This is a genomic window from Pseudomonas juntendi, assembly GCF_021560075.1.
GTDB classification, from domain to species: domain Bacteria; phylum Pseudomonadota; class Gammaproteobacteria; order Pseudomonadales; family Pseudomonadaceae; genus Aquipseudomonas; species Aquipseudomonas juntendi.
Genome location: NZ_CP091088.1, coordinates 2,735,808 through 2,761,142 on the forward strand (window position 1 = coordinate 2,735,808; position 25,335 = coordinate 2,761,142).

The window sequence follows — 25,335 nt, forward strand, 5'->3', positions numbered from 1 at the left end:
GCCAAGTCTACCTACTCAGAAGCATCGCTATCAAAACCTACCTTTCCTCAGTTTCTCGGCAACCGGATGATCCTCTGCGATCTGGCGGGCGGCATGAAGCGGGGAGGGAAGCCGCAAATAGCCGTCCCACAGTGGCGCATTCTTGCACCAGTACCCAGCCTGCAGCGCCACCTGATCTTTGTTCGCAAAGTTTCCTTCCTGGATCATCACAAACTCCGTCACGCCCAATTGCTGCCACGAATCCTTGAGCTGCGCCTGACTGACGTCGTAGCGCGTGTGGTAGCGATGAGACCGCACTTTGTTGAAGGTCTTGGAGTACGACGTGAAGTAGTACACCAGATCCTGGTGCTCGGCCTGATGGACGCCGATGCGGTTACCTATGTACATCGGTGCCAGGGGCGAGAGGGAATGTACGCCTGTCATTTGAGCCGTTTGGTAATCAGAGCGCGTACGGATCAACCAGGCGTTCTTCGGTACAGGGGGCAAGCCGTCGCCGGCGCCGTCATTCATGCCGGGATACAGTCGCTTCGCACCGGCGTTGATATAGACAATCAACGGGCTGTCAGCCACCGCGGTCGGGGCCAGGAGTGCCTGCCTGATCATCAGCTTCGCAGCGTCCCCATCCAGCAGTTTCGGGCTTGCATGGATAGCGCAGAGCCCTTCGCTGTAAGTTTTCCACTGCCCCGGTTGACCTCCGTGCCCATCCACGTAGACCTGCATCTCGCGCGTGCTCACCAAGGTACGCGTGATCACGGGTAGAAAGACGTTGAGCCTGCTGAGGTAATCGACATAAATCGAAACCACGGTGGTGCCAACGGGGATACCTGCCGTGCGCTCCAGCGGTAACGGTACAAATCCGGTACCTCGGATCGCATCGATGAGTCCATTGATGGCAGGGTAATCCTCAGGCGGATCAGACTCCTCCATCTTAGCCTTCCGCAGACGGCCCTTCAGTCCAGCAGCAATGCCCTTAGAGGGCGCGCCATCGCCTTGAGGCGGCAGATGAAAAATGAACTGGGTAGAGATTCCGTGCTTGGCGCAAAGTGCCCGCAAGACATGTTTCGGATCATCATCGTCCTTGGTGGCCACCTCTGGGGTGGTCTCGATGATTGCCGCATCCGGCGCCAAGGCGCTCAGCCGTGGCAGCAATTCGTGAGAAAACCAGCTCTGAATATCGGCCGAGGATGTCTTGGTAGTCAGCACCCGCTGGGCATCTTTGCATTGGATCTGTTGCAGCAGCACTTCGGGCTTCGGTTTCTCCTTGAATACTGGAGACGCTGATTCCAGATTCTCGTAGGCCTTGTTGATGCGCATCATGACGTCTGTGTGCGCAGTAACTACGGCGATCCTAATCGGCCGAGCCGGCTCTTGCGGCGTTCTATCCCGCTGACCGATGAGCCGGCCGACATAGCGAGTTAGCATGGGCTTGGCAGAGGTCACGGTTTTCTGGACGTGGAAGCTTGCCTGGTCGAGGATGACCGTACCGACACCGCTCCCGATAGGTGAGCCGATCGGTGTATGGGCATGGATTGGTCGAACAGGCCCAGCTAGCGAAACCTCGTCCCCACCCAGCGCCGGCAAATGACCTTCGCCCATGTGCTGGATGAGTTCAGCAGCCGGACTGGTGTACACGGTTTGGAATTGCCCTTCGTCCGTACGCAGGGTGCGGATCTGGAATTTTGAAATCCCACGTTCTGTTTTGATCCAGGTCGCGTGTGTGGTGTGGCGCCACTCGGACAGGATATGGCTCAGGTGAACTGTAACTGAGGCGTACTGGCTGGGTACCTTGTGCAACAGCAGCAAACCCGTCGAGACAGAATGCATGGCCACTGCGCGTCGATCACCACGTTCGTAGAACAACGGGTTGTCCCACGCAAGCAGGGAGCCGTCACTGCAAACCGAGAGGTTCAACGGGACAGATGACTCCATCGGTTTGCTCGATAATTGCTGCGCGAGCATCCACGGGACGACCTTGTACGCCACCACGGACTGTCGAGGATCGTGCATGACGTCAGAGGCATAGAGAGGAGCAGGGCCTTCGGGGATGAGCAGATCGATAAAGTCCTGTTGGCCCGGCGCTGCTTTACGCAGGATGTGCTGGGCCCAGACGTTGATTGCTCGGTTCAGTTTGTCTGGCTCGATTGGATTCAGCGCCACAATGACCGGCGTTTGCTGGTTTTTGAGCATTTGCGCGTTTACCCATACCGGGCCACCTGACAGGTAGCTGAGGATCTCTTCGAGTGACTCAGTCGGCAGATAAGGCTTACCGAAATGATTGGCGAGCAACTGCCATCCATTTAAAAACTCTCGCGATGCGCGATACTGCATGACGGAAGGCAGCTCATCTGGATCAAAGCGGAACAGGTTAGTCCTCAGGGAAATCGTCATCAGGTAGCCCCTCATTCTCTTGAGTGCCTGCGGTGGTCTGCGGGCCTGCCGCTTCGATATACAGCGTCATAGCCTCCACGAGTCCCGCATGGTGCGTTGAAAACTCGTTCCAGTGACCATCCTGCTTCAGCTTCTCGATCGTCCGCTCCAATAGCATCGCCCACGTGAAACGGGTGTCAAAGAATGCCGCGTCTGCCAGGTAACAGGTGACTGGCGTGCCGCCACGCCTGGCACGGCCCACCAGTTGGGTGAGTGTGACCAGGACGTTCATGATGGTGTAGAACCGGATATCTTTGGGCTGGCTGTAAAAGTAGGGGGGAGCCAGCCGAATGCCATTGAGTATGCGGTTTGCCTTGGCACGCTCTTTCAGGAGTGCCAGACCTGGCGTTGCAGACGGTTCAATACTCTCGCCAACGCTGTAGCAAAGATGTGCAAGGTTGTTACCTGGTTGATCTGAAGAGGGCAGTGGCCGCACGCACACAACCACACCACCCAGCGCTGACTTACCGTCCGCAGTCACTATGTTGTGACCACGCGCCATTGGATAGATGGAGCTCACCAGCAACTGCACATCCGCATTGGGGCCGTCAGCGAACTCGACGAGATCGTCGTAGGTGAGCCTGTTCGCCAGTGGCAACCGTTCCTGCCGATCCGATTTCTTGCCTCCCCGAATCCAGGCAACCTTCCGTTGCCCCCCTGAAATTTCATAGAGCGTCGAAGCAAGTTGCTCTGCCTCGGCATCGCTTCCCGTCACCAGCAGCAAGCGCGCTCGATGACACGTGTCCTGATCTTGCTCCAACGCTGCCAGGCGACTGACAAGCCATGGCCATAGTTCATACGCCAGATCCCTTATGTGGATTAGGCGAGAATCGAGGGCAGCCCCCGATACATGGACAGAGACATTCACATTCTCGAAGCGGATGTTTCCCTTGGCATCCGGCACATCGATCAGCGTCTTGGCACTCAAGTCGAAGCAGCTAGCGCCAGGGAAAAATGCGGTGGCACTGAAGCCGATGAAGGTTCGATTCACCCCGGCGTGGATCTTCGACGTGAGGTTAGGCAGATATTGAAGCGTCCGGTGAGGGTCGCCGGACATCGCTACGACCTGGAGCGACCACGTATCACGTCCCTCGTGTTTGCGTTTGAAGCCGTAAACGACGCGCTGAAGCGGCCCAAGTGGGGTAGGGCTGAAGGGCGCAGAGCCTGCGAGATCCTGCTGTACCCTCAATGCCGCGGCGACCTTGGCGCGCGCAAGAACAGGGACATCTGCATAAAGGGTGCGAAGGCTGGTCTCAATAAAATGCAAACTCGTTCTGATGACCAATGACGACTTGAGCTTTTCGAGTTTCTTGTCGTTCTTCTCGCTCTTCTTCTCATTGAGCCGTAGCCCCAACTTTTTCCGTCTCGCCAGGCTATCGAGCAGCGAACCGATGCTGACCACGACCTCCGTCGGACTCGGCAGCGGGTCGTTGTGCGAGAAAGCCTGCAGGAGCTCTCGAAGCGGTACCAGGTGAGGAGGGATAGCCTGTTCACCGTAGCCGCAGACGCCGTCGAGCACCAATGGGTCGAGGCCCAGGTACTCAGCAATCATCTTGTCTTCAGCACGTTCCCACACAGTCTCGCGATCGGGCCATGTCAGGTGCTTGAGGGCTAACTGGAGGAGGCGTGTGGTATGAAGGATCACCGCGTTGCAGGCTCGTTGAGCACGGTACAAGGTCGAGGCATCGACGTCTGGAATGGAGTCCCGCCCGAAAATCTCCATATGCAGCTCGGCAAGGCTACTGTGCTCAATGTGGTTACTCAACGGAAGCTCGAAGACGCTGGTATCAACCGCACTCAGCAGTAGCCCATCGATCTCGTCCACCATAAACAGCGAAGCCGATCGGAGCAGTAGCTCAAGCAGACTCCTCGATTCACCGCCACCCCCTTCGACAGCGATACGGGTGGTTCCGGATATCAGGGCATGGTGATTGACCACCACAATGTCGGCCGCCAGGGCCTGTTCAAGCATGGTGCGTTTCCCACACTGATTCAGAAACGGGCAACTACGAATGCGCTTGAACGTCTCCCGCCCCCGGCGCTCTCCTGGAATTTGCAGATTGAAGCAGGGTTCTACATCGCTCTGGCTCACGCTCCCGTCAGTAGCACAGGCATCCAGCAGGCATCGATAGTCGTAAGGATGATCCTCGCGTCCACGTGCGATGTAGTAATCGCCCGCTTTAGCTATCCGGCGTTGGGAATGCAGTGGGGCGATATTCAAGTGAGGTGCCACGATACGAACCGCGCGCTTCAATGCCTCCACCATGTTGCGTACGTCAGTGAGGTTGGGTACCGCGATCACCACGCGGTGCCCTTGCAAGGCCGTATGGATGCCCATCAACTCCATCACCACGGTCTTGCCCGTTCCCGTCGGAGCGTTGACCCGATAGAACTTCCCAGCCTGAGCGTCGACGCAACCGTCGTTGCGCACGATCGAGTTCAAGGAGCTGCAATGGCTTTGGTGCAAATGGTTGTCGGGGTCTCGTCCAGCTTCGTCCAGTGCCTTGGCGATCTCGTGAAGCGAAGCCTTCTCCCAGGAAAAAATCGGGGTGTTTGGTGCCTCCAACAGGGGCAGAGGGGTATCGTCCAACACCAGCCTGGATCGCTGTTCCTCGGAAATCACGAAAGTGCGGTAGCCATCAGACTGAGTCTCACGGAGGAGAATCTGCCCTTCTGCGGGCCATTTGGTGCATGACGCAAGGGTCGGATCGCTTTTGACAGCGCAGAGCTTTTCCTCAATCAGCCCATCCAGGTCGAAGCCTGGCTGCAGATAGTAGACATCAGTCTCCTTGAGGCGTGGCGTGGTACCCAGCTCCGTCAGAAGATCATCACCCGCTACCCTGAACGGCGCGCCACCACCGAACATGATTCGTCCTGCCTCCTCAAGAAATCGCCCTGTCTGATTCAGATCTACCGGGCGATACTTGATGAGCGTGATAATTTGTTCGCGAACCCTGTCAGAAGCGCCTTCCCAGCCCATCCAGAGATGAGGCCTCCCCACCAGGAACACTTCCGCATCAGCAAGAGTGGGCTCCTTGCTGATGTACTTGATAGCCAGCCCAAGCGCCAGAGCGGCCGCATTTTCAGTTAGCGTTGGCATAGTTTTTTCACCCAACGCAGGCACTGGGACTCAGACATGATCTGCTTGGGCCAGCACTGCTCATTCAGCGTGTCCAGGAACTGCGCCTGGTAATCCGGGATGACAATGACCGTGTCCGCATGTGGAGTGCTGGCCAAGTGCAGCCCAAGGTTCTTGGTCGAATGCCAAACTTTGGCATCAAGCGAATAGGTTCGATCAACGAGGGTGAACCGCAGGTCAGCCTGATCAACCTCGGGCCAAAGCTCTGCAGAGACGCCCATCCGACTGATGCCATCAAGCAAACGCATTTCCAGCAGCCCCGGGATCAAGGTAAATGTCCACAGAGGCGGGGTAAGGCGGTACTTGTTTTTGGCGGGGTGAGGCTGGATTACCTTGGCAGTTCTGACACTCACCAGCTCATGCTCCATCCACTGGAATATGCCAACCGTCTGCTCACACCAGTGTGCGCCACAAGACACAGCCCGACGGTGAATCTCCATTGGCCATCCGCAACTCGGGCACAGGTAGACCTGTCCCATACGGATCAGGTGCTGTGGAATAGGCTCGTACAGCGAGTTGAAGCTCACTTGCAGCGGTATCAGAAAGTCGAGGCTTCGATCAGCATCAACCACACCATGCTCAATCAGAAACATCCGAAACAACCGGTACTCATCATCCCCGTGGGAGCGCGTTCGGCAGAGGTCTCGGACGTTCTTCACTATTTGCTGAACACGCTCCCATCCAGCACGAGGATTCGTCTCCAACGCTATGGCGTTACACAGCATCGTGGGCTCGTCGGCGAACTGGAGCGCGCCTTGATACCCCTGCCTGAAACGGTTATCCAGCCACTGCTCAAGCGGCAGGCTGAGGCAGGAGAGTAGGTTGGCGATTGTGCGGGGAGGAGATCCAGGCTCCAGCCACCAGAGCAAAGCACTGGCCTGTCGTAAAAGATCGTGCCGCTCGGTATGTTGATGGGCATCGAGCTGAGCGGCCCTTACGATCAGGCCAAGTAGGTGTTGGGCGTCGCTATCCACCGAGTCCATAAGCCCCCCCTTAGTCGGAAGCATGTGTCTCTGCGGAGCATCGTGCTCTGCACGTCGATTCACCGGATCAAAGAGGCTGGTTCAATATATCGATTACCGCAAGACAACTGGTCGGGTTAAGCAATGCATGCTGGTGCCGGCGCTTCGATGGAACGCCCATACAACCTGGCTTGCTGCGTTGTTTTGCCTCCATACGACCCGGGCCAGGTTCCGATAAATGGCTCGAGTCTGGGTATGAAGGTATTTAACGGCTGGGCTTTGCAGTTCATCCACATCGAGTAGCCTTAGGCAGGCTTTCGTGGCATATAGCTACCATACCCAGGGAGGGATGATTGTAGCCAAGCTGGCGCTGGACGAAGCCTCTCCCTGCCACTGAACCAGGATAGGGGCAGCGCTGTGTACCTTTCGGCTTTGAAAATCGAAAATTTCCGCCAATTCGGCCATGGCGACCATGCGTTGAACATCCGCTTCAACGAAGGCGTGACCGCTCTCGTCGGTGAAAACGATGCTGGCAAGACCGCGGTGATCGACGCGATCCGTTACGTGCTGCAAACCCGGGATGCTGAATACCTTCGCTTGCAGATCGAGGATTTTCACATCACCAGCAGCGGCACCCAGGCGGAAAACATCACGCTCAGGTGCACCCTGGAAGGACTTAGCCCCGCGGAACTGGGTGCTTTCGCCGAGTATGTGACCTACACCGGTGGCGTGGGGCGCCTCTATGTACACTGGTCAGCTCGCCGTGTTGTTGCCTCAGCCTCAACCCGCAAATGGGTCGACATTTCGGTTCGCTCGGGTGAACAGGGAGAGGGGCCATCTCTGGACGTGGGCGTACGACAGCTGCTTGCCACTGCATACCTGAAACCGCTGCGCGATGCCGAGCGAGAAATGTCACCAGGCCGGAATTCCCGGCTGTCCCAGGTATTGAGCAGCTTCCCTAATATTGATGCGGGTAACGCGTTTGATCCCGCGGCACTCCCGACCGACCTCACCGATGCAGAAGCCCTCAGCATTGCCGGCATGGGTGATTTTCTTCGCCACTTGGTGAACCGTCACGGCGCTATCGTCTCCGCGCAGAAAGAGATCAACGATACGTACCTTCGGCCGCTATCGCTGGCGGGCCAGCCGCTAACCAGTCGCATCGGCTTTGGGGAAGCTGGGACGGATCCCGCCAAGCTCAAGCAAATCCTGGAACGACTGGAGCTCGGACTGCTGGATCATGCCACCGGAGAGGCGCGTGGTATCTACGGGCTGGGTTCCAACAACGTGTTGTTCATGGCTTGTGAACTCCTGCTTCTAGGCAAAGAGCCTGACGGACTTCCGCTGCTCCTCATCGAAGAACCGGAGGCCCACCTGCACCCGCAACGTCAGCTCCAATTGATGGAGTTCCTCGAAGCTGCGGCAAAGCCCTCCACGGGCTTAAGACCGGTTCAGGTCATCCTGAGCACCCATAGCCCGAACCTGAGTTCGAAGATACCGCTGCAGAACCTGGTGCTGATGCAGCGGCAACGCGCGTTCTCGCTCGCCGAGAGTGAAACCTGCCTGGCACCGGATGATTATCGCTTCCTCAGCCGGTTCCTTGATGTGACCAAGGCGGGGCTGTTCTTCGCGAAGGGCTTGCTCGTCGTTGAGGGTGATGCGGAAGCGATCCTCCTGCCGTCACTGGCACGTCGGTTGGGCAAGGATCTCACCAAGCACGGGGTTTCGATCATCAACGTGGGTGGTGTTGGCCTGCGGCGCTATTCGAAAATCCTGCAGCGCAAGGACACGTCCAAGGGCGAGATCACCGTGCCCACGGCCTGCATTACCGACATGGACGTCATGCCCGATTGCGCGCCTGAGATTCGGGGCCTGAAGGGGGTCAAGGGGACGGTGTGGCCAGACATCGCCAAGCGGCGCTGGCGCGCTGAAAAAGACTTCGGCTCCACACCGGAGGACATTGCAAAGGGCCTGAAGGAACATCGCGAGAAGCGCGGAGAGAGTGATGGACAGTGTGTGCGGACGTTCGTTGCCGATCACTGGACGCTCGAATACGACCTGGCGTTCAAGGGGCTCTCGAAGGAAGTCCATCACGCCGCATACCTGGCCATTTATGAGGAAAAGATCGACGACGGCACGGAAACCAAGGCCAGCCTGCTGAAGAAGGCGCAGACAGCCTTCGAAAAGATCCAAACCACCCATACCTCCGAGGAAGCCCGCTGCTCTGCGATCTACAAACTGTTCAATAGGGCGTCAAAAGCGATCGCAGCCCAGCACCTGATCGACTTCATTGACCAAGGTTTCGAAAACGGTTCCTTAGATGCCACGAAATTGCGGGGTTTTTTGCCAACCTATGTTGTCCATGCGATCGAGTACGCAACCGGAGGTTCAGCCCTGGCTACCACACCAGGCCCAGCTCACCCCCTCATGGCGCCGGCAGCACCGGCAGGTTCTACTGATCCGCTGGAAGAGGCCGCCGAATGACGCTCAGGCAACTGGTTGCCCCCATTACTGACGCAGATGTGGACTGGGTCATCGAGCTTATGGGGCTAGATACGCTGGACGAGCCCCGCCGTGATTTCTTGAAGTCCATGGACACTGTCGATGTGGCAGCCTGTCCTGGGAGCGGGAAGACGACCCTGGTCGTCGCCAAACTTGCCATCCTGGCTCGCCATTGGAAGAGCCGTATGCAGGGTATTTGCGTGCTTTCGCACACCAACGCGGCCAGAGAAGAGATCGAGAAACGCCTTGGTGGCACCGAGGTGGGCCAACGACTGCTGCGCTTTCCACACTACATCGACACTATCCATGGCTTCACCGGCCGATTTCTGGCGTCACCATGGTTACGCTCGCAGGGCATTGCACTGCAGGCCATCGATGATGAGGCCACTCACAAAGCTCGCCGAAGGGAGCTGACATATCGTGAGCACTTAGGTGCACAGGCTGCCTTCGAAAAAAAATTTAAAAGCCTTCACAACTTGCGAGTCCGGTCTGCCGATTTCGATGATCCACTCGGCGATGAAGACATTGGTTTTGCGCCACACACGGCGACCTACAAGAGTGTGGTGAAATCATTGAGCGGCGCGGCGAAGGCCGGTTACTTCTGCTTCGATGAGGTATTCGTTTTAGGGCACGCCTTACTCGACCAGGAGCCGGCCGTGGGCGGTGCATTGCGCCTGCGCTTCCCATGCGTGTTGATCGATGAAATGCAGGACACCCAACCTGACCAGGCGGGTGTTCTTCAACGGGTCTTTCCTCATGATGACCCAGATGTGCGTGTCATTCGTGTCGGCGATCCCAACCAAGAGATCTTCGAGAAAAAGACGCCCTTGCAGGATCCTTTCCCTGATCCAGGGCGTCAGTTGGAGATTTCCAGCAGCTTCCGGTTTGATCAGGCCATCGCATCGATCGCCAATCCGTTCGCGTATGTCCCAATCACGAATGGACTGATCGGACTTCGTGCTCCGCGGGAGCCAGGCAGTATCCCCAACACGATCATCGTCTTCCCTGATAGCGATGCAACGGGTGTATTGGACGAATTCGGGAAGCTGGTGCTGAAGCACTTGCCGAAGGATTTCCGCAAGGATGGCGTATTCGCGGTGGGGGCGGTGCACCGGCTTGAAAACTTCAAGGCAAACCAGTACCCGAAAGCCCTAGAGCATTACTGGCCATCCTACCGGTCTGACACGACGAAGACATCGTTCAAGCCTCGCACATTCGCGGAAGGCGCACACGTTGCCAGGCGTACCGCGATGAGAGAAGCCACAGCTGCTTCCGCGGTTGAGTTGTTGGCTTCTTGCCTGATAAACCTTGGCACATTGGCGTTCCCGGGCAGCCTGATGCAACTGAGAGGTCGACACCACGCTGCAGTGGAGGAGAAGCTCACCGCGAAGCCGCATGCATTCGCACAGTATCGAGAGTGCCTTCAGTTGATCCTATTCGGGCCGGCTGAAATGACCGAACAGGGCTGGCTCACGACCATTGCTCCGAGAGTGCTGCTGGTGGCAACCGCGCTTCATGATGCCGAAGGCGTGACTGTAGATCTGGAGGCTCACCAGTATCTTGCTTGGGTGACAGCTCCAGTTGCCAATGAGGCCAGCGAAAGTGGTGGCTCACTGATCAACACCTACCGGTTCCAGGATGGTACCGATGGCGTCGACATTCGTATGTCGTCCATCCATTCGGAAAAGGGCAAAACTCACGCGGCCACGCTGATCCTGGAGACCTTCCGGAAGACCCACTTTATTCAGAAGCTCATGCCATGGCTCGAATGTCAAAAGGCAGCGGCCAAGCGACCACCGGACAGCGCCAAGAAGGACATGATGCTGATGTATGTGGGGATGACTCGACCATCTCAAATGCTGTGCCTGGCTGTCCGCAAAAGCAGCATGGGCGAGGGGACAACGGGAGAAAAACGAAGGGCTGCGCTAGAGGCCGCAGGATGGTCGATTCTGGAACTTGCGACCTGAGGCAAACCACCGCACCGCGGTTACGCGCTTTGTAGCGCGAACACCATGGAACAAATACTTACAGATCTGACTGTGCACTAGAAAGGAAGACTAATGCTGATCACCTCCGCAACGCCCCAAGAGCTCGTAGACTGGTTCCACACCAGGCAAGAAGACCAGCGGATCATGTGCGTCATGCTGGCGCCGGAATTGGAAGACCAGCAGAAGCTGAAGGAGTTGACTCTCCGCTTTGCAGCGGCAGACGCTTGGCTCGGCAGCGAAGTAGCTTTCATCTTGCTTGATCCCAACGGAGATTCAGCTGTGGGGCTCAACCGTGGCATGGGGGAGGTAGGGGCGTTTTCAGGCACCGCTTTTCCGCTGCGCGACACCACGGGTTTTCGAGATCTGACAGATGACTGGGCACACCATAGAGAACATGTGGCGCAGACATCAGCACGTGGGATGGCAAGGTTCGTCCCGGAATTCATGGAGATTTTTGGGGTAAACCCCCAAGACCTGCCTTGCCTATCATTGGTCGTTCAGGGGGTGGACGAATCCATTGTCCTCTCGCTAGGAGAGGACTGGACTGTCGACGACCTAAAAGCGCATCTGCAAAAAATCCGCAAGATTGTGGATGGCGCCCCGAATTTCAAAAATGAAATTTCGAGTATGGCAGGCTTGCTACCCCAATCCTTGGAGCGAATCCAAGATCTCGTCAACAGCATCAGTGCAAAGGTAGCTCAGGCATCCAAAATCTTGGATCAAGTGCTTCGTCGGCATAATGGGAACGATGACGATCGTAAAATGGTGGCGTCGTATGTAGGTCAAGGCTGTCAAGGACGTGTGATTCTTGAAAGCGTCCTCGCGCGGTTCTCCTTCAAGGATTCTGAGAAATTCCTCAGGGACGAACAGATCACGCGCTTGTTGAAGCTGGCGGATGAACTGGATAGCCGTCGAGCACCACTGATTGAGCTGCAACGGGGTGGGCTTTTTATCCCATCAGTGGCGGAGCTGGCCCAGCATTGGGTTGAAAGCCGTGACAAGTTGTTCGAAGAACTCCAAGGCCTTCTACCAGCTAAGCAGGTCGCCACTACCCGGATCAACCGCAGCCAGCTGACCCGGCTCAAGTCAGTCCTGGAATTTGTGAATACCTCGGGAGATGTAGTGAGCAAGGCGGTAGCTGCGTATGACTGGATCACCAAGCTGACGGGGAAGGGCGGCTAGCCTGAACACCACGACAGGTGCGCCTTGCAGGTAACGCTTACCAGTGTGCCTTGAGCGCGTTGGGGCTGGCTTAGCAGCACAGCCCCGAACACTTTCAACCGAATTGCTCGGGAGCGGGCTGAGGTTCTCGCTACTTGTCATACTTGGTAGGCAATGGGCAGTCGTAATTGACGTCAATCATGTCCAAGTTCTGCAACTCGAAATTGGCATAGCTTGTTCCATTTGACGTACGGACTTTGGGCTGCCCGTACACAAACACGAACGCGGTCGGCTTGGACTCCTGGGAGATCTTTGAAAGCCTGGTCGCCATGAGGTTCTTGAGCTTGTAGCGTTCAACGAGCTTGTCCGAAACGAAGCTTGAGGTCGTCAGGCTTTCGGCTCCGCGCATCAAGCATTTCTTGAACTTGATCCGGTATGCATCGTTTTTTCTGGTGCGGTCAATGTAGGCCCAGCCATAGTAGATGACAGGGTGGTCGGGGAGGTCATTCAGATCCTGCTCCCAAATGCATTTGAAAATGCTGTCGTACGCCACGTCCTGCCCGGCAATGTTGATGCGGCGAAACTCCAAGGTGTTGTCGGATCGGTAGCGAATGTACCGACTGACCACCGAGCGGACGGAGTAGATGGGGCCTACCAACCCCGACTCACCCAGCTTGGCGGTGTAAGGCCTCGTGCTCTTAGCGCGCTTTTTCGCTACATGTACATCGGCCGCGGGATCCTGGGTAGGTTCGTCATAGTACGAGTCAGGACGCTCAAGCTTGAACACGTCCACGATGGACTGATCGACCGTTCTGCGCTCCTGCCCGTCAGGGCCGTTCGCCTCAACCTCCAGGTCAATCCCCTTACCGTTCACGATCCCGCATGCCTCACTATGGTCTCCGTAGACCTTGAAGTGTGGCACCACCCGCATGCTCTGCACGTCCTTATCCAGATTCGCACAGGTCACCTGGGCTGAGCAGTCTGCACCAGGGCAAACGAAAGCTCGTTTATTGGTGATGACACCCGCCCAGAACAGGTCATAGGCTCGGTCAGGATCGACAAAATCTCCAGCCTCAACGCTAAACGCAACATCCAAAGCCATGTTTCCAGTAAACCTCCTGTAATCCACCCATCGCCACTACGGGGCATCCAGCCACGGTCTAGCCCCCTCGACGACCATCGCCGTGACCGAATCCTCGCACACTATGTGAAGCTCGGCGATCTGTAGCGGTGGCAAAATGCGATCAGCTGGATTTCGACTTAGAAGGCTCATTCAACCGTTCATCGGCAAAACCTATATGTTGGGTTAGCCAGATATTGAAAACACTACATATTGGGCTAGATTGTGCTTGAGAGCCTATATCTGGTGTTTTGCCATGAATGAAGCGCATATCGAGAAAGCAGCGACCGATCTGCTCATGCAGATTTACCGTGATCGCCGGTACCTGTGGCCGGATCAAGATATTCCGCCGATGATGATGCGCAGCCCCCGGATCGCTGCCATGGTTTGTGGCTACGACTATCATGAGCATCCCACCCTGGGAGATACCCAGTTCAACCGACACAACACCGGCACTCGCATCGCAGGCCTGATTGATCGTCAATCGAACAAGATCGCCGTCGCGACTGAGTTTGGTGACAAAGTCCAGCGATTCACCGGCGCGCATGAGGTCGGCCATCTTGTGCTCCACGAAGACACTGTCATGCACCGCGACCGCGCTTTTGACGGCAGTCCTCTGCAAACACCACGTGCACCAGCAGAGCGGCAAGCAGATCGCTTTGCCGCCTGCTTCCTCATGCCTCAGAAGCTGTTGAGGGAACGGTTCGAGTTCATGTTCTGCTGCAAGGAGCAATTGCGCTTCAGCGACGTGATCGCGTATCACCTCGATCCCATCAATCCTGATCGACTGCTTTACGCGTCGAAAGATTCCGGTGAGCGCGAGCTGGCGCTGGCGCGGTGCACCCGGTTCAACAACCAAAACCTGGTGTCATTGGCCCAGCAATTCGGTGTGTCGGATTCGGCCATGGCCATCCGTATCAAAGAGCTGGACTTGGTGCGGTGGCCCTAGGACGCCCCGTTGCCCAAGTCTTGGGGTTTCAGATCATCCAGGGCATTCGAATCACGTTCTTGATCCTCCTGGCCGGGTGTAAGCTGAATGGGGTGTGCTCCTAACTACGTAAAGCGCGGAAGGATTTTACGCATGACTACCATGCCACCTGACCACCAGGCCCGTTATCTTGAAGTGCTCGACGCAGCACAACGCCTTTATAAGGGCGACCCTGAAGCAGCGCAGCGTTGGATGACATGTCCGTGCCGAGCGTTTGGCGGAAAGGCGCCTGCCAGCATGATCACAACCAGAATTGAAACTGACACGGTTATCGATTTTGCCAGACGCGTTGAGCATGGGTTTGGGGCGTGACTCGCCGTGGGTGGCACCTTGAGCTACATCAGATGTCGGGCCAGTTGCCCATAGGGATTATGCTCATGGCGAGCGCTTTAATAGCCCACGTAGATCCCAGCTAATTGTGCTGTGGCTGCCTAGGCATCGCTCAGCATCTTTTCCAACTGCGCGCGCTCCCAGTTACTCATAAGCTCAATAGGATCGGTGCTGTACGACTGCATCGAATCGAAAACGTAGGCGCGGCCGTCTGGGCTGTAACAGCTGTCACAGTAGTCCAGCGTGTCGCAGTCGTTACAGAACGTGAGCACCCAGCCATCGCTCTCAATGGTCATCAGGCCACAGTAGATCTCAACCCACGACTGCTGGCCATTGCGCCGTATGGTTCGAACCCCTAGGGCAATGTCGCGCAGGATTTGATAGGCCTCCCGTTAGTGATTTTGCTGCCAAACGAAAGGTACCTCTGTGTTTTGGGGCTTTAGGCCTGCTCGTACCTAGCCTGGGTCGACAGCATGGTAAATGAAACTTGACGACTTGGGCGGGTTACGCGGCCGTCTTTCGGCGTTGAAAATCGAAACTTCCGCCAGTTCGGCCAAGGCGGTCATGCGTTGAAAATCCAGTTCAACGAATGGGTGACTGCTTTTGTTGGTGATAACGATGCGGGTAGAACCGCGGTTATCGATTGGGCCCTGGACTCCAGCTGCGGTCTTGAAGGGCTCCCCACGACCGAGCAAACGTCAATTCTGTTGGGTAACCCACTGCATAGGATCGGGATCTAAAATCTAAGGTTTACCTTAGTTTTTGCGGTTTATGTCTCGGCTGGCTAGAAAATCTAAGCTATAGCTTAGTTTTCCGCCGACTCTACCAAGGCGATGTCCCGCAGCGGACGCGATGCCGGTCTGAAAATCACGTATTCTGCTCCCGACCGGTTCGCTGCTTGGAGGGGCACTTTTGAGGCCAGATATTCCCAGAGCTCTGACTGAAAAAGAGTTCATCGACATGATGCAAGAATTCAAATTGGCCGGGCAGTGGATGCAAGAGCAGTTGGCGCTAAATCGTGCCGCTCAGAACGCTGCCGACCCGAAGCAGGCCAGTATGAGTTCTTCGGAACGACAGGATGCTGCAGATTAGCGCAACGCAACCGTCGCCAATGGTCGACTCGCCCTGCCAGGCTGGGCCTGGGTGCCCTCTGCTACCAGTTGTAGGCATGTGGGCGTAGGATGGAGGCTCCCCATCAGCCCAACAAGAGCCGCTCCTTATGAAAGAATCCGTGCGGACAGTGAAATGCCAAGATCCAGGTGATGGTTCTGGGGATGTCATCATTGACCTACCCGACGATGTCCTCGAACGCATGGGCCTGCAAATCGGTGATTCCCTGACCCTTGAGTTGATAGGGGGGAGCATCGTGCTCAAGCCAATTCGCGATGTAGCCCAGCCCTAAGACAGCTATCGACCCATTGCTCTCGTTAGATAAGTCTACAAAACAAGGGGCGATTCACATCTTAATGGGCTGCTCAAGCTTGCCGCACGCAAGAGTGCAGGGCGGAGGTCTTCCGGGCGGGTACAGACCTCGCGACTGCCTTTGGGGGACTTGAATGTGGCTTTTGGCATGGGATGCACTCCTTCCTGTTCTTATCGTTCTGGGTCTTTCCAGGATACGAATGGAGCAAACGGGCGTAGCTAGACTTAAATCGCGGATCCGATCAGGGTAAGGCGCGATTTACGCAGGACGAATCGACGGGCACCTACTGTTAAGCGAGAAGTCCTCGCTTCATTAGTTAAATCCAACCTTTGCCCGGGGCGCCGACACCTCTATACTGGCCTTTTGCCGCAAGATGCTAAGGAACACCATGTCACTCGTTTGGAAGCCATGCGATCAGGAAACTGCACCGGAAGGCTTGTATTGGTTCCACGTCTCTACCAATGAGTCAGAAGAATACGTGGATGAAGACGGTGAGATTGCCATGCGATCCACGGGGAAGGTCATCAACGAAGTGGTGCTGGCCGACCACTCCAAAAATGGATCACGCCATTCGTTTCAAGGTTTCAATGCTGAGAAACATGGAGCAATGTCGTTCGACAACATCCATCACTACGCTGAAGTAGAAAGGCCCGACGCACCTTAAGCGTTTGATGGGGAGGCCTGCCTCCCCCTCAACAGCCCGCTTCAACCTCATCCCCGTCAGCTTCTAAAGTCGCAGATGTATTGCTTGGAATGTACTTCCATCCCAGTGCGCTCAAATTTCTAAAGGAGTAGGAGATGAGCATTTTCAGCTGGCTGTTCAACAGGCCCAAAGCCGTTAAGTCCGACACCGCAGTTAAGCACCAACCTGCTCAGCCCCAATCCCGGGACGCTCCAGCAGAGCTCCGGGCTACCCCTCAGATACGACGTGACAAGCATTTTCTCCGAGTCGAGTCGCTTGGTTTCTCAGGTGTCTATCAGCTGTCCGAGTCCAAGAAGTGGGCGATTGCCTGGCGAGATTCCGATCCGTCGACGGGGCGTGGAGGACATAGAGAATCGGGGCAGGGGGCCTACCTGCTCGCAGACCTATCTAGCGGCACTGTTAGCTGTCACGGAAGCATGCCAAGACCCAACGACGGCTGGGTCTGCGACACTGGCGCTTTCAGCCTGATCGATCGACATTTTGGGGATAGTCTTTCAGGGACGTTCAGCGTGTTCGATCCTACTGGTGCAGTGATCCTATCCAGAGAGCTGACGGCCAATATCCTCACCAGCGGCATTTCTAGGCACGGGAAATACGCATTCTGCGCCACCGCCAACAGCCCAACGGATCATGGCAACAAGGTCTTCCTGTTCGACCTGGTCAATCGGATCGAAACGTACTGCGTCTCTCCAGAAGCTGGATGGCCTGATAGTTACGAAGTGGACGAGGGCACTGAGGAGCTCATGGCTGTCTTCGCAGAAATGGGAAGCTTCCGGTACGACATCGACGGTCGATTCTTAGATGCCGACCGACTGGGTAATGCCAAGCTCAACTCATCACGCTATGACCGCATCATTCTTGCAGCAGAAAGCCTTCTAGGGGAGGTCGGCCTGACGGATGAGCGCGCCCGAGAAGTATTGGCGGCGGTGCAGCGTGCCCGCTCGCTCGGCGCAGATGAAAACCCAGCTTGGAAGCCTACAGCGCTGAAAGTCCAGGGGCTCGCACACGAGCAGTTGGGCCAGTACCCCGAAGCAGCCCGGGTCTATGAGGAGGCATTGGCTTTGAATCCAAAAATTGGGGTTAAGCGCAGGCTGGCTGCGGTGAGTAAGCTGATGAAGGCTGAGTAATCAGGAGGGTCATTTCTTCTGAGACACAATTTCTCCAAATGCAACCGGCCTGGCTAGTCCAATTTCACATCGAAAATGGCGTCAGCATAGCTTGAGCTCTTCCAAGAGTGGCCACTGCTGCCGGTGCAATTCTCACCCCCCCCAAACAAGAAAGGCTAAACAGCATTGAGCAGTTATAACACCAATCTTTCTGATGAAAATAAACTCAAAGACTCCGCCATCCGGGCTCTGTTCTGCGTGACCTTATTGATCGTCGTCATGCTTTTCCTTGCAGCCTCATACAATAATGGCACCGACCCTGACCCCGAAAAATTTGCCATTTTTATGTGTGGCGTTCTGCTAGGCTCGATTTATGTGTTCCTGGGCTTGGTAGAGGTTTTCTTAATGACCCGCCTCTTCAACCTGAAATCCAGTTTATTGTTATGGGCATTCTTTGTAGCGTGCCTAGGCTACGTCGCCAAGGCGAAGGCGTCAGTGGATATCAACACCATATTCCACATGGATGCCAGCGCGTTCCCGATGACCTTGATAGCAGCAACTTTTCTGCACATGATTAACTTTCTTTTTTTATTTTTTGTGGTCTCGGGACTTGGGTGTCTCGGCCTGGCGATGATCTTAGTCGCGCAAGGACTTCATCGCGGCAAAGGGTTCATGCTAATTTCTTGCCACGTCGTTACAGGGCTCGCATTCATAGTCATAGCGTTATTTGCGCACTTCAAGACTGGCAAAGATAGCCAGAGGTTTCAGATGATCTACAGAATCTCACACTCTGTAGACTTCAATGCACACTCCCCCTGCGCAAATATCGATAGCTCCACAACAAATATGGTCTTTTTGGACGCCGATAAGCGCTTCGCTCTAGTTGCGCCAACCCTCGATGATTTTGCAGGGTTCGAGTGGAGAAAGGTGCCTTACCTGCGCTCAGTTCCTATCCCAGAAAATTTCAAGACCGTTACGTGTGAATATTCGATCTCAAGCGAAAACCCAACATCGGTTGGGGGCAATGAACGGCATCCGTAAAGTACTTTTTTGACTTAAACCTAACCCTGCAGAGCCGTTCCCGGTTGAAGCATCAATCTGGAACGGCTTTGGCTGGATGAAAATCGGCGACCAGTGAGATCTACGACCAGCGCACAGAAGGCAGGTCATGCGCCACGCTCCTCAGTTTGCTGCCCATCCGAACCTAACGCAGGTACTTCACTTCTTGTCTCTACTTGAGTGGCAGTCAATATGGATGGGGCTACTTCTGACCAGAATGGGACTACGAAGGCGTAGGTGATCTCCGCATTCAGCTTAACCAGCTTGCAAGGACGCTCCGCTCGCTGTTCAGCCGCTTGCAGGCTTCGCTCTATGGCTCGACGAGCCGCGGGACTGATTCTGTATGTGTGGAATTTTAGGAAGACCTGCTCAATGGCCAACTGACGGAAGCCTTCTGGACAGTACGGGTGCCTGAACAGCGGCTCGAAGCAGAACTCAATCAATTGGAGCATCACACCTAGGTTGCAGCGACCCTGCATGAACATTCCACACACAAAATCTAAGAGCACGGGTACTGCAGTGTGGAACGCGAGGTGTTCTTCAGCTAGGTAGCTACGCAGGCGGTTTATGCCGAAATTCGCAAATGTCTCCCCCTGATTCATCATGATGATGAGATCCACCGCCCGAACCGAAACAAAGCTTCGCCTGGTCATGACGAGTCGCATTACGGCTCGTGAATACTCCTCCTGCGTCAACCCGTCTGCCCGTAGAGCTTCCCTCAGCAGCATTTGAGTGGACGCGCCAACGATACCCAGCATGCTGGCAAGATCGCGTAACCGAGCATCTATCGACAACAGCCCTGCACCATACTCTTGGCAAGCGAGCAGAGCTGCATGGTCTTCATCGCCCAGGATGTCCTCAAGCATCTGCAACTGCTCGGACGCCTCTGGTGGCCCGTATGCCGGCACCACCTGGCAGAACGCTTCGATGGCTGTTTCGATTGATTCGAGATACTCACGATCCTTGCGCCAGGCGTCCTCAGTAATCTCCTGCATGGCAAGTTGGCCATCGTGGGAAAAGAGAGTGCCGCTCTTTCGATAGTGGGCCGATTTCTCTAACTTTACGTCCAGGAGCTGCTTGGTGGCAGCTGTGATGTACAAACGAGGGAAAAGCTCCAGGACATCGAGCAACCCGAGGGTTGCAAGTTCCACCAGCATCGACAGGTCAATGAGCCATGCCTGATCCTGGGATGTGCCAGTTGGGAAGACGTCGTGGGGGCCTAACCCCGTCGAAACCTGGAGAAGCGCCCCTTCATCAGGCCAGCCCCTCACCAGTTCAATGACATCCGTACCCAGCAGACGGGCGAGCAGGGCAAGGGTGGCATGACGTTGACCGTACAGGCTGATGGTATTGAGGGTCTGAGATTTCTTTTGCTCTAGTTGATCGACGAAGAAAGAAGCATCGATCTCGCCGTCTTCTCGCGTTGGAATACTCATCGCCACGACTGTCTTGCTCGGGACAACCGAATTGGACACACGCTCGTAAGAGAGGTCGATCAGGCGTCGATGGAGGGTGATGATCCGCTTCACCGTGAGCGTCTGCTCACCCACCACACTGGTGACGGTTGTGGTATCACCAACTTTCAAACCAAGCAGCTGAGCGGCCCGTGGAGAGTCCGCAGCAACGAACTCACCCGCAGTTGCCAGTGGCTGCTCGGAGGAAAAATCGATTGAGACATATCCAGTCTTGCCAGTGCTGTCTTCAAGTTCGACAGCGGTACCTTCCTCAACTGTGGAGGGAAGGGCATGAACGGCCTCAATCTCTTTCGATGCGAGGAACATGAGAGAAATGTGGCCGGCTGCGGCTTCAACGTCCTCCCCACTCAACCGCATCGCACGGTAGATACGGTCAAGACCACGCTCCTGCAGACCTCTGCTGAGCTCTGCGTTGGCCAGCTTCAAGTGTTCTTGAGCGGAGCCGGTTAGCTGTACAGGTAATCTGGCCAGAGCTTCATCCATTCTGCCAGGGCTGTCGTTCGCCAGAACCTGAATGAGCAGTAGCCAACCGGCGGCCTCACCAGGGCTTTCAGCGACGAGCAACTCAGCCATTTCGTGCATTCTTGGCCAGTCACAGGCCTCGCCGTAAACACTCAATGCCACCTGACGGGCATCTGCTGAGTGTCGCCATTCCCCTGGAAGCGATTCCAAAAGGTCTCGAACCTTCGCTCTCTGACCACTGAGCGCGTAGCAGTGCAGCAAATCAACGTGCATGGGACTGAACGAGTCTCTTGGAAGGAGGCGTTCAAACATCGCGATGGCGTCACTGTAACGTCGCACATGAAGCATCCATTGGGATGCCATGGATAGATCCAGAAGGTCATTGCTATGCGGCGCGAGCCCAACGATGCGATCTTCGTATGCCTGACGCATCGCCTCGTTACCCGCATACGCCCGGGCAGCAAACACGCCATCACAGATGCTGCTGTTTTGCGGGGTGATACCCAGATGGGCGAGCTCACCACGTACAGCCTCGTGCTGGTCTTGGCGTAGGAGCAACTCCCAGTGCATATGCCGCAGCATGCGGGTCGCTTTGCGAGAGTCATCCGAATCAGGCTGACTGATCTGAGCACTGTAAGCCGCGGCTAGCATCTCCGGATTGTTGGCGATCAGGCAGGCTTGCCCAAAGATCACCCGCGCTTCATTCGGGAGCTGTTGGATTTGGTCAGCGCAGCAGGCAACAGCATCACTGTGACGCTGGAGATCGCAGAGCGCCTCTAACTCCACCCTGACCGTTAATTCATCCTCTGGAACGCCACGCTGTCTGCCAGCTTCGATCATGCTCAGCGCTTCAGCTGGCTCCCCCAGTAACAAATGCGCATAAGCCAGGTGGAAGACGATTACGGATTTTGTCCTGTGGCTCTGCTCAGCCCATAACACACCCTCGCGGTCATCGAACTTCGACATGGCGTCGAGGATCAGCGCACGCCTATCTTGGGGCTGCGATCGCGTGTTCACGTGGAAGGGGTTGGCAGTGGCCAATCGAAGGACAAACCGGAGATAGTTTTCGAGTATGAAAATGGAACTGTCTGACTGCTCCATTGCTGTCCGGATGGCATCCACAGCGCCTTCATCATCTCCGGCTCCAGCCATTGAACTGGCGAGCAACTGCCAAGCTCCCGACTTGTCACGGAATGCCTCAGGTATCTCCTCGGCCGTCAGCTGCTCTCTGTTCAGAAGCCTTGCATTGGTCAGCGCAACCCAGACCGAGTACGAGTCCGGGAAACGCGCGATGGCCTCCTGTCCAACCTGGATCGCAGTCTGCACGTCATCCTTGAGCATCGATGCCCGGACAAGGCCGGCTGCGATACGCTCATCATCCTGGTAAAGGCTGGCAGCCATTTCCAGATCTGCCGCGGCTTTCACGTCCTCCGCCAAATGCCAGAAGCACATCCCTCGCAGGAAATACCAGCGGGCCTGTTGGTGCGCATCGTAACTAGGGAGACCGTCTTCGAGCACCTCCAACTGCGCCAGCGCATCCCGGTAACGATGATCGTTGTGGAATTGGCTGACGCGATCAAGCTGGCGAGAGGCGAGGGTGTTATCTGAGGCCGGGCTCACCGGCGGAAGTTTATCCGCGAGGAGGGTACTCGTGGCAGGGCGGCTGCTTGAGAACAGGGGCTCCAAGTACTCCGCTAACGGGGCAAGCTGTGTGCGACGCTCTTGGCTAACAACTACGGTGCCCAAGCTCAGGTCTTTGATAGCGTCACGCACAAGCCGCGACCTGTGAAAATCTTGAGCTAGCCCTTCCAAGTGCAAATGGATTGAGGTCAGGTCGATTTCTGCGCCACTACCATTCAGCTCAGCACAAACGCCGACCAGCTTCGCCCACACAGCGCCACTGTCCTTATGCGGCAACGCGTACTGGATCAGTTGCTTCTGCAATCCAACGTCTTGGCTACGATCCGAATCCAGGTCGTGAGGGAAGAACTTCAGGTGAAGCGCAAACTGTAGCAAGTCATCGTCGGCGACAGGCGCGTCACTGTAGTGCTCAACAGCGGCTTTAATGGCCGCGTACGCAGCCCTGTTTCGATCATTGCTCCCTTCTGCATGAACGCGGGTGTACCAGGTATCGTGTGACAGCGAGCCCAGCGCAAGCCTCACAACCTCCACAGCGCTTTCCATGTGCGATGAGCTGGCAACGTGATAAACGATCAGGTTGTCGTCTACACCGCGTTGGAATGTTGGCCCTTTGAAGTCGAGCCACGCGAGCCCCACGGATTCTCTGAATGCTTCGTTACTGGCAGTCGCCCTGGGCGATCGCTTCATCTGCATCCTGATGGTTGCTTTCTGGCCGGTGCCGGGAGATACAGCCTGGATCACCAGATCGTCGGTGTTATGGCCGAACGTCCTGCCTTGGAACAGCAAGCCCTCGATGAAAAAGCCCTCGCGCAACCCTGCACAGTGATCGCCAAGGCACATGGCGAGTAGGCGCACCGCCTGGACACGATGTTCGAACGCAACGCCTCGCGCGCCCGTAGAAATAGGGCTTGCGACCTGTTTCTGCCGGCTCTTCGATTTAGAAGCGGGAGCTTTTGCTGCCTTTGTCCTTGGAGGCCGTGCCATACCTGGTTCGCGCAAATGAGATGCTGGCCATCTTATCATCTGGTGATTAGGTGGAGTGCACTGGCATCGAGATCCGGAATGCTCCTAGGCTTCGACCGGCGCCGGCGAGGGGAGGCGGGGTGAAAGCTCGCTATCAAGGTCAGCTAGGATGAGCCTTGATAGCTGTATATCTATACAGCTATCTTGTCCCCCCCGGGTTTTGCTGGCCTTTTTAGTATCCAAGGGTAGGGCGCCAAAAACCCTAAGCGACCACACATCCGTTCAATGAAGAGGGCTGGGAGCCCTATATTTCGGGCACTAAAGGCTTAATTACCTCTGGCTTAATGCCTCGCAAAGGAGGCAGGTTGTCGTTTTTTCGGGCTTTAGCATTATGCTGTATATACATACAGCATATCGAGCCACGGGTACTGATACCCACATCAAGGGCAAGCGTTGGTAGGTAGCCGTAGTTTTTTACGTCGTGTACGGTAACCATTCTTTCGATCACGCTCCGCCGTGACCAGGTCATTTTTGGGAGACCAGTGGATGAGAAGGAATGGACGCCGACGCCGGGCAAGACTTGCCATCGCACGGATGATTGCAAGAGTTGAGCGACTGGAGAAACTGGGCCAAGCAGCGAAGCAAAGTCTGCGGCAACGCCTTTGGGAGAGCCTGACCGTCTTCCTCCGTGGGGTTAGCCGGAGCCAGGCCCGCTAGTGATCTGAGGTTGCAAGACCAGCCTTAAGTATCCATTTCAACCATCCAATGCCACTGGACGGGGACTATGTATCTTTCGGACAACGATCGGAAAGATGATAACCATGATTGTGAGCAGGCTGGGGTAGATCTGCATCCGGCTCTGGGGGCGTTTGGCTGGTCTGCCTCGCGGTAGGTCTGGCGCTGATCGACTCTACCAAGCCCAGTGAAGACGCTGAAGCTACAGCAGCAATGGTGAGCGTTGATGGGGGTAGGGCGCTGAGTAGGAATCAAGTAATTGTCGTTCAAGCCCTTTGAAGCTTAGTTTATGTGTTTGTTAAAATCTGAAAACGGATTCTCACGCAAGTGGCCAGCTCTCACAAGAGTAACAAAGCATGAATTACACCACCCTACTATCCGACTCGCACGCGCTACCTGGCTCGATTTATCTGGGTGCAGTTGATAAAATGGACGCCAGTTCTGATTGATCCTGAATTCGGGTTCCTCAAATAATCCGTTGTCCCTGAACGCACGCCCTTGAACCACCCATTCGGTTGATGGGTTCATACAGAACACGTAAAATTTCTCCACTTCATGCACCAAGATATCTGCTGGTGTTTTTTTCAGAATCAACAGAGACCAAAGCGTCAGCTTTTCGAAGGCCATGAGCTTCAGTCGGCTTGAGTCTAGCCCAGCTAGTAGATCAAAAAATAATACGCCAGCCCTACAGACGTCAATATCTAGAAACTTATTTATCTCCACCAGCATATTAACCCTAAGTGAAACACTCAAAGGCCTGTAACTTCGAGAAGACATACCAAAAAGGGGCGTAGGAGCTATCGGAAGGTTGGAGGAGTTACTCTTTGAGAGTAAGAACATGTCGTCAATCACTCGATGAGTAAGCTGCTTATTACTAACTCGCTTCCTAAATCGAGCAGATGACTCTCTTCTTGACGCTTCTCTATCTTCGACAATTCTATTGCAATTCGCGCACCTTAGCAGTAGCGACTTGAGAATCTGTGTTGGTGAATACCCATCAGAGCAGAGATCAGGAAGCTCACAGGTAAAATTCACTAAGGCTCTTCGAGTGAATATTGGATTCCGCTCTGTGGGTTGTGGGCACTTAGATAGCCCTAGATACTGCCGCCAACGAAAGAAAAACCTCATGTACCCACAGGGCAGTTCCCGTT

15 protein-coding genes and 1 pseudogene are annotated in these 25,335 nt (G+C 55.6%); 10 read left to right on the forward strand and 6 right to left on the reverse strand.

Annotation, left to right across the window (positions count from 1 at the left end):
* Window positions 1-30: 30 nt before the first annotated feature.
* The 3 genes from L1P09_RS12765 to L1P09_RS12775 are packed head-to-tail and all read right to left on the reverse strand — an operon-like array spanning window position 31 to window position 6,549.
* On the reverse strand, window positions 31-2,388 hold the full coding sequence (locus L1P09_RS12765) for an RNaseH domain-containing protein (protein ID WP_182774209.1): 2,358 nt from the start codon (window positions 2,386-2,388) through the stop codon (window positions 31-33).
* On the reverse strand, window positions 2,366-5,527 hold the full coding sequence (locus L1P09_RS12770) for a hypothetical protein (protein WP_119369902.1): 3,162 nt from the start codon (window positions 5,525-5,527) through the stop codon (window positions 2,366-2,368). Before L1P09_RS12770 ends, L1P09_RS12765 begins: the two co-directional genes overlap by 23 nt.
* Entirely contained in the window at window positions 5,515-6,549 is a 1,035-nt protein-coding gene (locus L1P09_RS12775) for a restriction endonuclease-related protein (RefSeq protein WP_119369903.1), read from the reverse strand. Before L1P09_RS12775 ends, L1P09_RS12770 begins: the two co-directional genes overlap by 13 nt.
* A gap of 396 nt (window positions 6,550-6,945) precedes the next feature.
* Between L1P09_RS12775 and L1P09_RS12780 the strand changes: the two genes are divergently transcribed.
* The 3 genes from L1P09_RS12780 (at window position 6,946) to L1P09_RS12790 (ending at window position 12,200) form a co-directional block, all read left to right on the forward strand.
* Window positions 6,946-9,012, forward strand: coding sequence for an ATP-dependent nuclease (locus L1P09_RS12780; RefSeq protein WP_119369904.1), 2,067 nt, complete (start codon window positions 6,946-6,948; stop codon window positions 9,010-9,012).
* Window positions 9,009-10,997: a UvrD-helicase domain-containing protein gene (locus L1P09_RS12785; protein WP_119369905.1), complete on the forward strand. Its 1,989-nt coding sequence runs from the start codon at window positions 9,009-9,011 to the stop codon at window positions 10,995-10,997. Before L1P09_RS12780 ends, L1P09_RS12785 begins: the two co-directional genes overlap by 4 nt.
* A gap of 93 nt (window positions 10,998-11,090) precedes the next feature.
* Window positions 11,091-12,200, forward strand: coding sequence for a hypothetical protein (locus L1P09_RS12790; protein ID WP_119369906.1), 1,110 nt, complete (start codon window positions 11,091-11,093; stop codon window positions 12,198-12,200).
* A 130-nt stretch (window positions 12,201-12,330) separates the two neighbouring features.
* On the opposite strand, the gene L1P09_RS12795 is transcribed toward L1P09_RS12790, so the two are convergent.
* Window positions 12,331-13,281: a hypothetical protein gene (locus tag L1P09_RS12795; protein ID WP_119369907.1), complete on the reverse strand. Its 951-nt coding sequence runs from the start codon at window positions 13,279-13,281 to the stop codon at window positions 12,331-12,333.
* A 274-nt stretch (window positions 13,282-13,555) separates the two neighbouring features.
* On the opposite strand from L1P09_RS12795, the gene L1P09_RS12800 reads away from it, so the two are divergent.
* On the forward strand, window positions 13,556-14,248 hold the full coding sequence (locus tag L1P09_RS12800; protein WP_119369908.1) for an ImmA/IrrE family metallo-endopeptidase: 693 nt from the start codon (window positions 13,556-13,558) through the stop codon (window positions 14,246-14,248).
* A 132-nt stretch (window positions 14,249-14,380) separates the two neighbouring features.
* Complete coding sequence (locus L1P09_RS12805; RefSeq protein WP_119369909.1) at window positions 14,381-14,599, forward strand: MbcA/ParS/Xre antitoxin family protein; 219 nt, start codon at window positions 14,381-14,383, stop codon at window positions 14,597-14,599.
* 119 nt (window positions 14,600-14,718) lie between these two features.
* Here the strand turns inward: L1P09_RS12805 and L1P09_RS12810 are convergent.
* Window positions 14,719-15,009 (reverse strand): annotated as a pseudogene (locus L1P09_RS12810) (DUF7693 family protein); the annotation flags it as partial.
* 568 nt (window positions 15,010-15,577) lie between these two features.
* Here L1P09_RS12810 and L1P09_RS26160 point away from each other — a divergent pair.
* The 5 genes from L1P09_RS26160 to L1P09_RS12830 all read left to right on the forward strand — a co-directional run bounded on the left by L1P09_RS26160 (window position 15,578) and on the right by L1P09_RS12830 (window position 18,890).
* Window positions 15,578-15,709 (forward strand): hypothetical protein, encoded by a 132-nt coding sequence (locus L1P09_RS26160; RefSeq protein WP_260779435.1) that lies wholly within the window; start codon window positions 15,578-15,580, stop codon window positions 15,707-15,709.
* Window positions 15,710-15,836: 127 nt separating this feature from the next.
* Window positions 15,837-16,019, forward strand: coding sequence for an AbrB/MazE/SpoVT family DNA-binding domain-containing protein (locus L1P09_RS12815; protein WP_119369911.1), 183 nt, complete (start codon window positions 15,837-15,839; stop codon window positions 16,017-16,019).
* Between the two features lie 409 nt (window positions 16,020-16,428).
* Window positions 16,429-16,704 carry a hypothetical protein gene (locus L1P09_RS12820; RefSeq protein WP_119369912.1) on the forward strand — a complete coding sequence of 92 codons (276 nt, stop codon included), beginning with the start codon at window positions 16,429-16,431 and terminating at the stop codon, window positions 16,702-16,704.
* Between the two features lie 134 nt (window positions 16,705-16,838).
* Window positions 16,839-17,870 (forward strand): tetratricopeptide repeat protein, encoded by a 1,032-nt coding sequence (locus L1P09_RS12825; RefSeq protein WP_233444360.1) that lies wholly within the window; start codon window positions 16,839-16,841, stop codon window positions 17,868-17,870.
* Window positions 17,871-18,035: 165 nt separating this feature from the next.
* Complete coding sequence (locus L1P09_RS12830; RefSeq protein ID WP_119369913.1) at window positions 18,036-18,890, forward strand: hypothetical protein; 855 nt, start codon at window positions 18,036-18,038, stop codon at window positions 18,888-18,890.
* A 125-nt stretch (window positions 18,891-19,015) separates the two neighbouring features.
* Here L1P09_RS12830 and L1P09_RS12835 read toward each other — a convergent pair whose 3' ends face one another.
* Complete coding sequence (locus L1P09_RS12835) at window positions 19,016-23,341, reverse strand: PIN domain-containing protein (protein WP_235768921.1); 4,326 nt, start codon at window positions 23,339-23,341, stop codon at window positions 19,016-19,018.
* Between the last annotated feature and the right edge of the window lie 1,994 nt (window positions 23,342-25,335).

Coding starts and splice junctions, on each gene's coding strand:
- L1P09_RS12795 (WP_119369907.1), bottom strand. CDS start 13,281: ATGGCTTTGGATGTTGCGTTTAGCGTTGAGGCTGGAGATTTTGTCGAT.
- L1P09_RS12765 (WP_182774209.1), bottom strand. CDS start 2,388: ATGACGATTTCCCTGAGGACTAACCTGTTCCGCTTTGATCCAGATGAG.
- L1P09_RS12800 (WP_119369908.1), top strand. CDS start 13,556: ATGAATGAAGCGCATATCGAGAAAGCAGCGACCGATCTGCTCATGCAG.
- L1P09_RS12790 (WP_119369906.1), top strand. CDS start 11,091: ATGCTGATCACCTCCGCAACGCCCCAAGAGCTCGTAGACTGGTTCCAC.
- L1P09_RS12805 (WP_119369909.1), top strand. CDS start 14,381: ATGACTACCATGCCACCTGACCACCAGGCCCGTTATCTTGAAGTGCTC.
- L1P09_RS12775 (WP_119369903.1), bottom strand. CDS start 6,549: ATGGACTCGGTGGATAGCGACGCCCAACACCTACTTGGCCTGATCGTA.
- L1P09_RS12820 (WP_119369912.1), top strand. CDS start 16,429: ATGTCACTCGTTTGGAAGCCATGCGATCAGGAAACTGCACCGGAAGGC.
- L1P09_RS12825 (WP_233444360.1), top strand. CDS start 16,839: ATGAGCATTTTCAGCTGGCTGTTCAACAGGCCCAAAGCCGTTAAGTCC.
- L1P09_RS12770 (WP_119369902.1), bottom strand. CDS start 5,527: ATGCCAACGCTAACTGAAAATGCGGCCGCTCTGGCGCTTGGGCTGGCT.
- L1P09_RS12785 (WP_119369905.1), top strand. CDS start 9,009: ATGACGCTCAGGCAACTGGTTGCCCCCATTACTGACGCAGATGTGGAC.
- L1P09_RS12815 (WP_119369911.1), top strand. CDS start 15,837: ATGAAAGAATCCGTGCGGACAGTGAAATGCCAAGATCCAGGTGATGGT.
- L1P09_RS26160 (WP_260779435.1), top strand. CDS start 15,578: ATGATGCAAGAATTCAAATTGGCCGGGCAGTGGATGCAAGAGCAGTTG.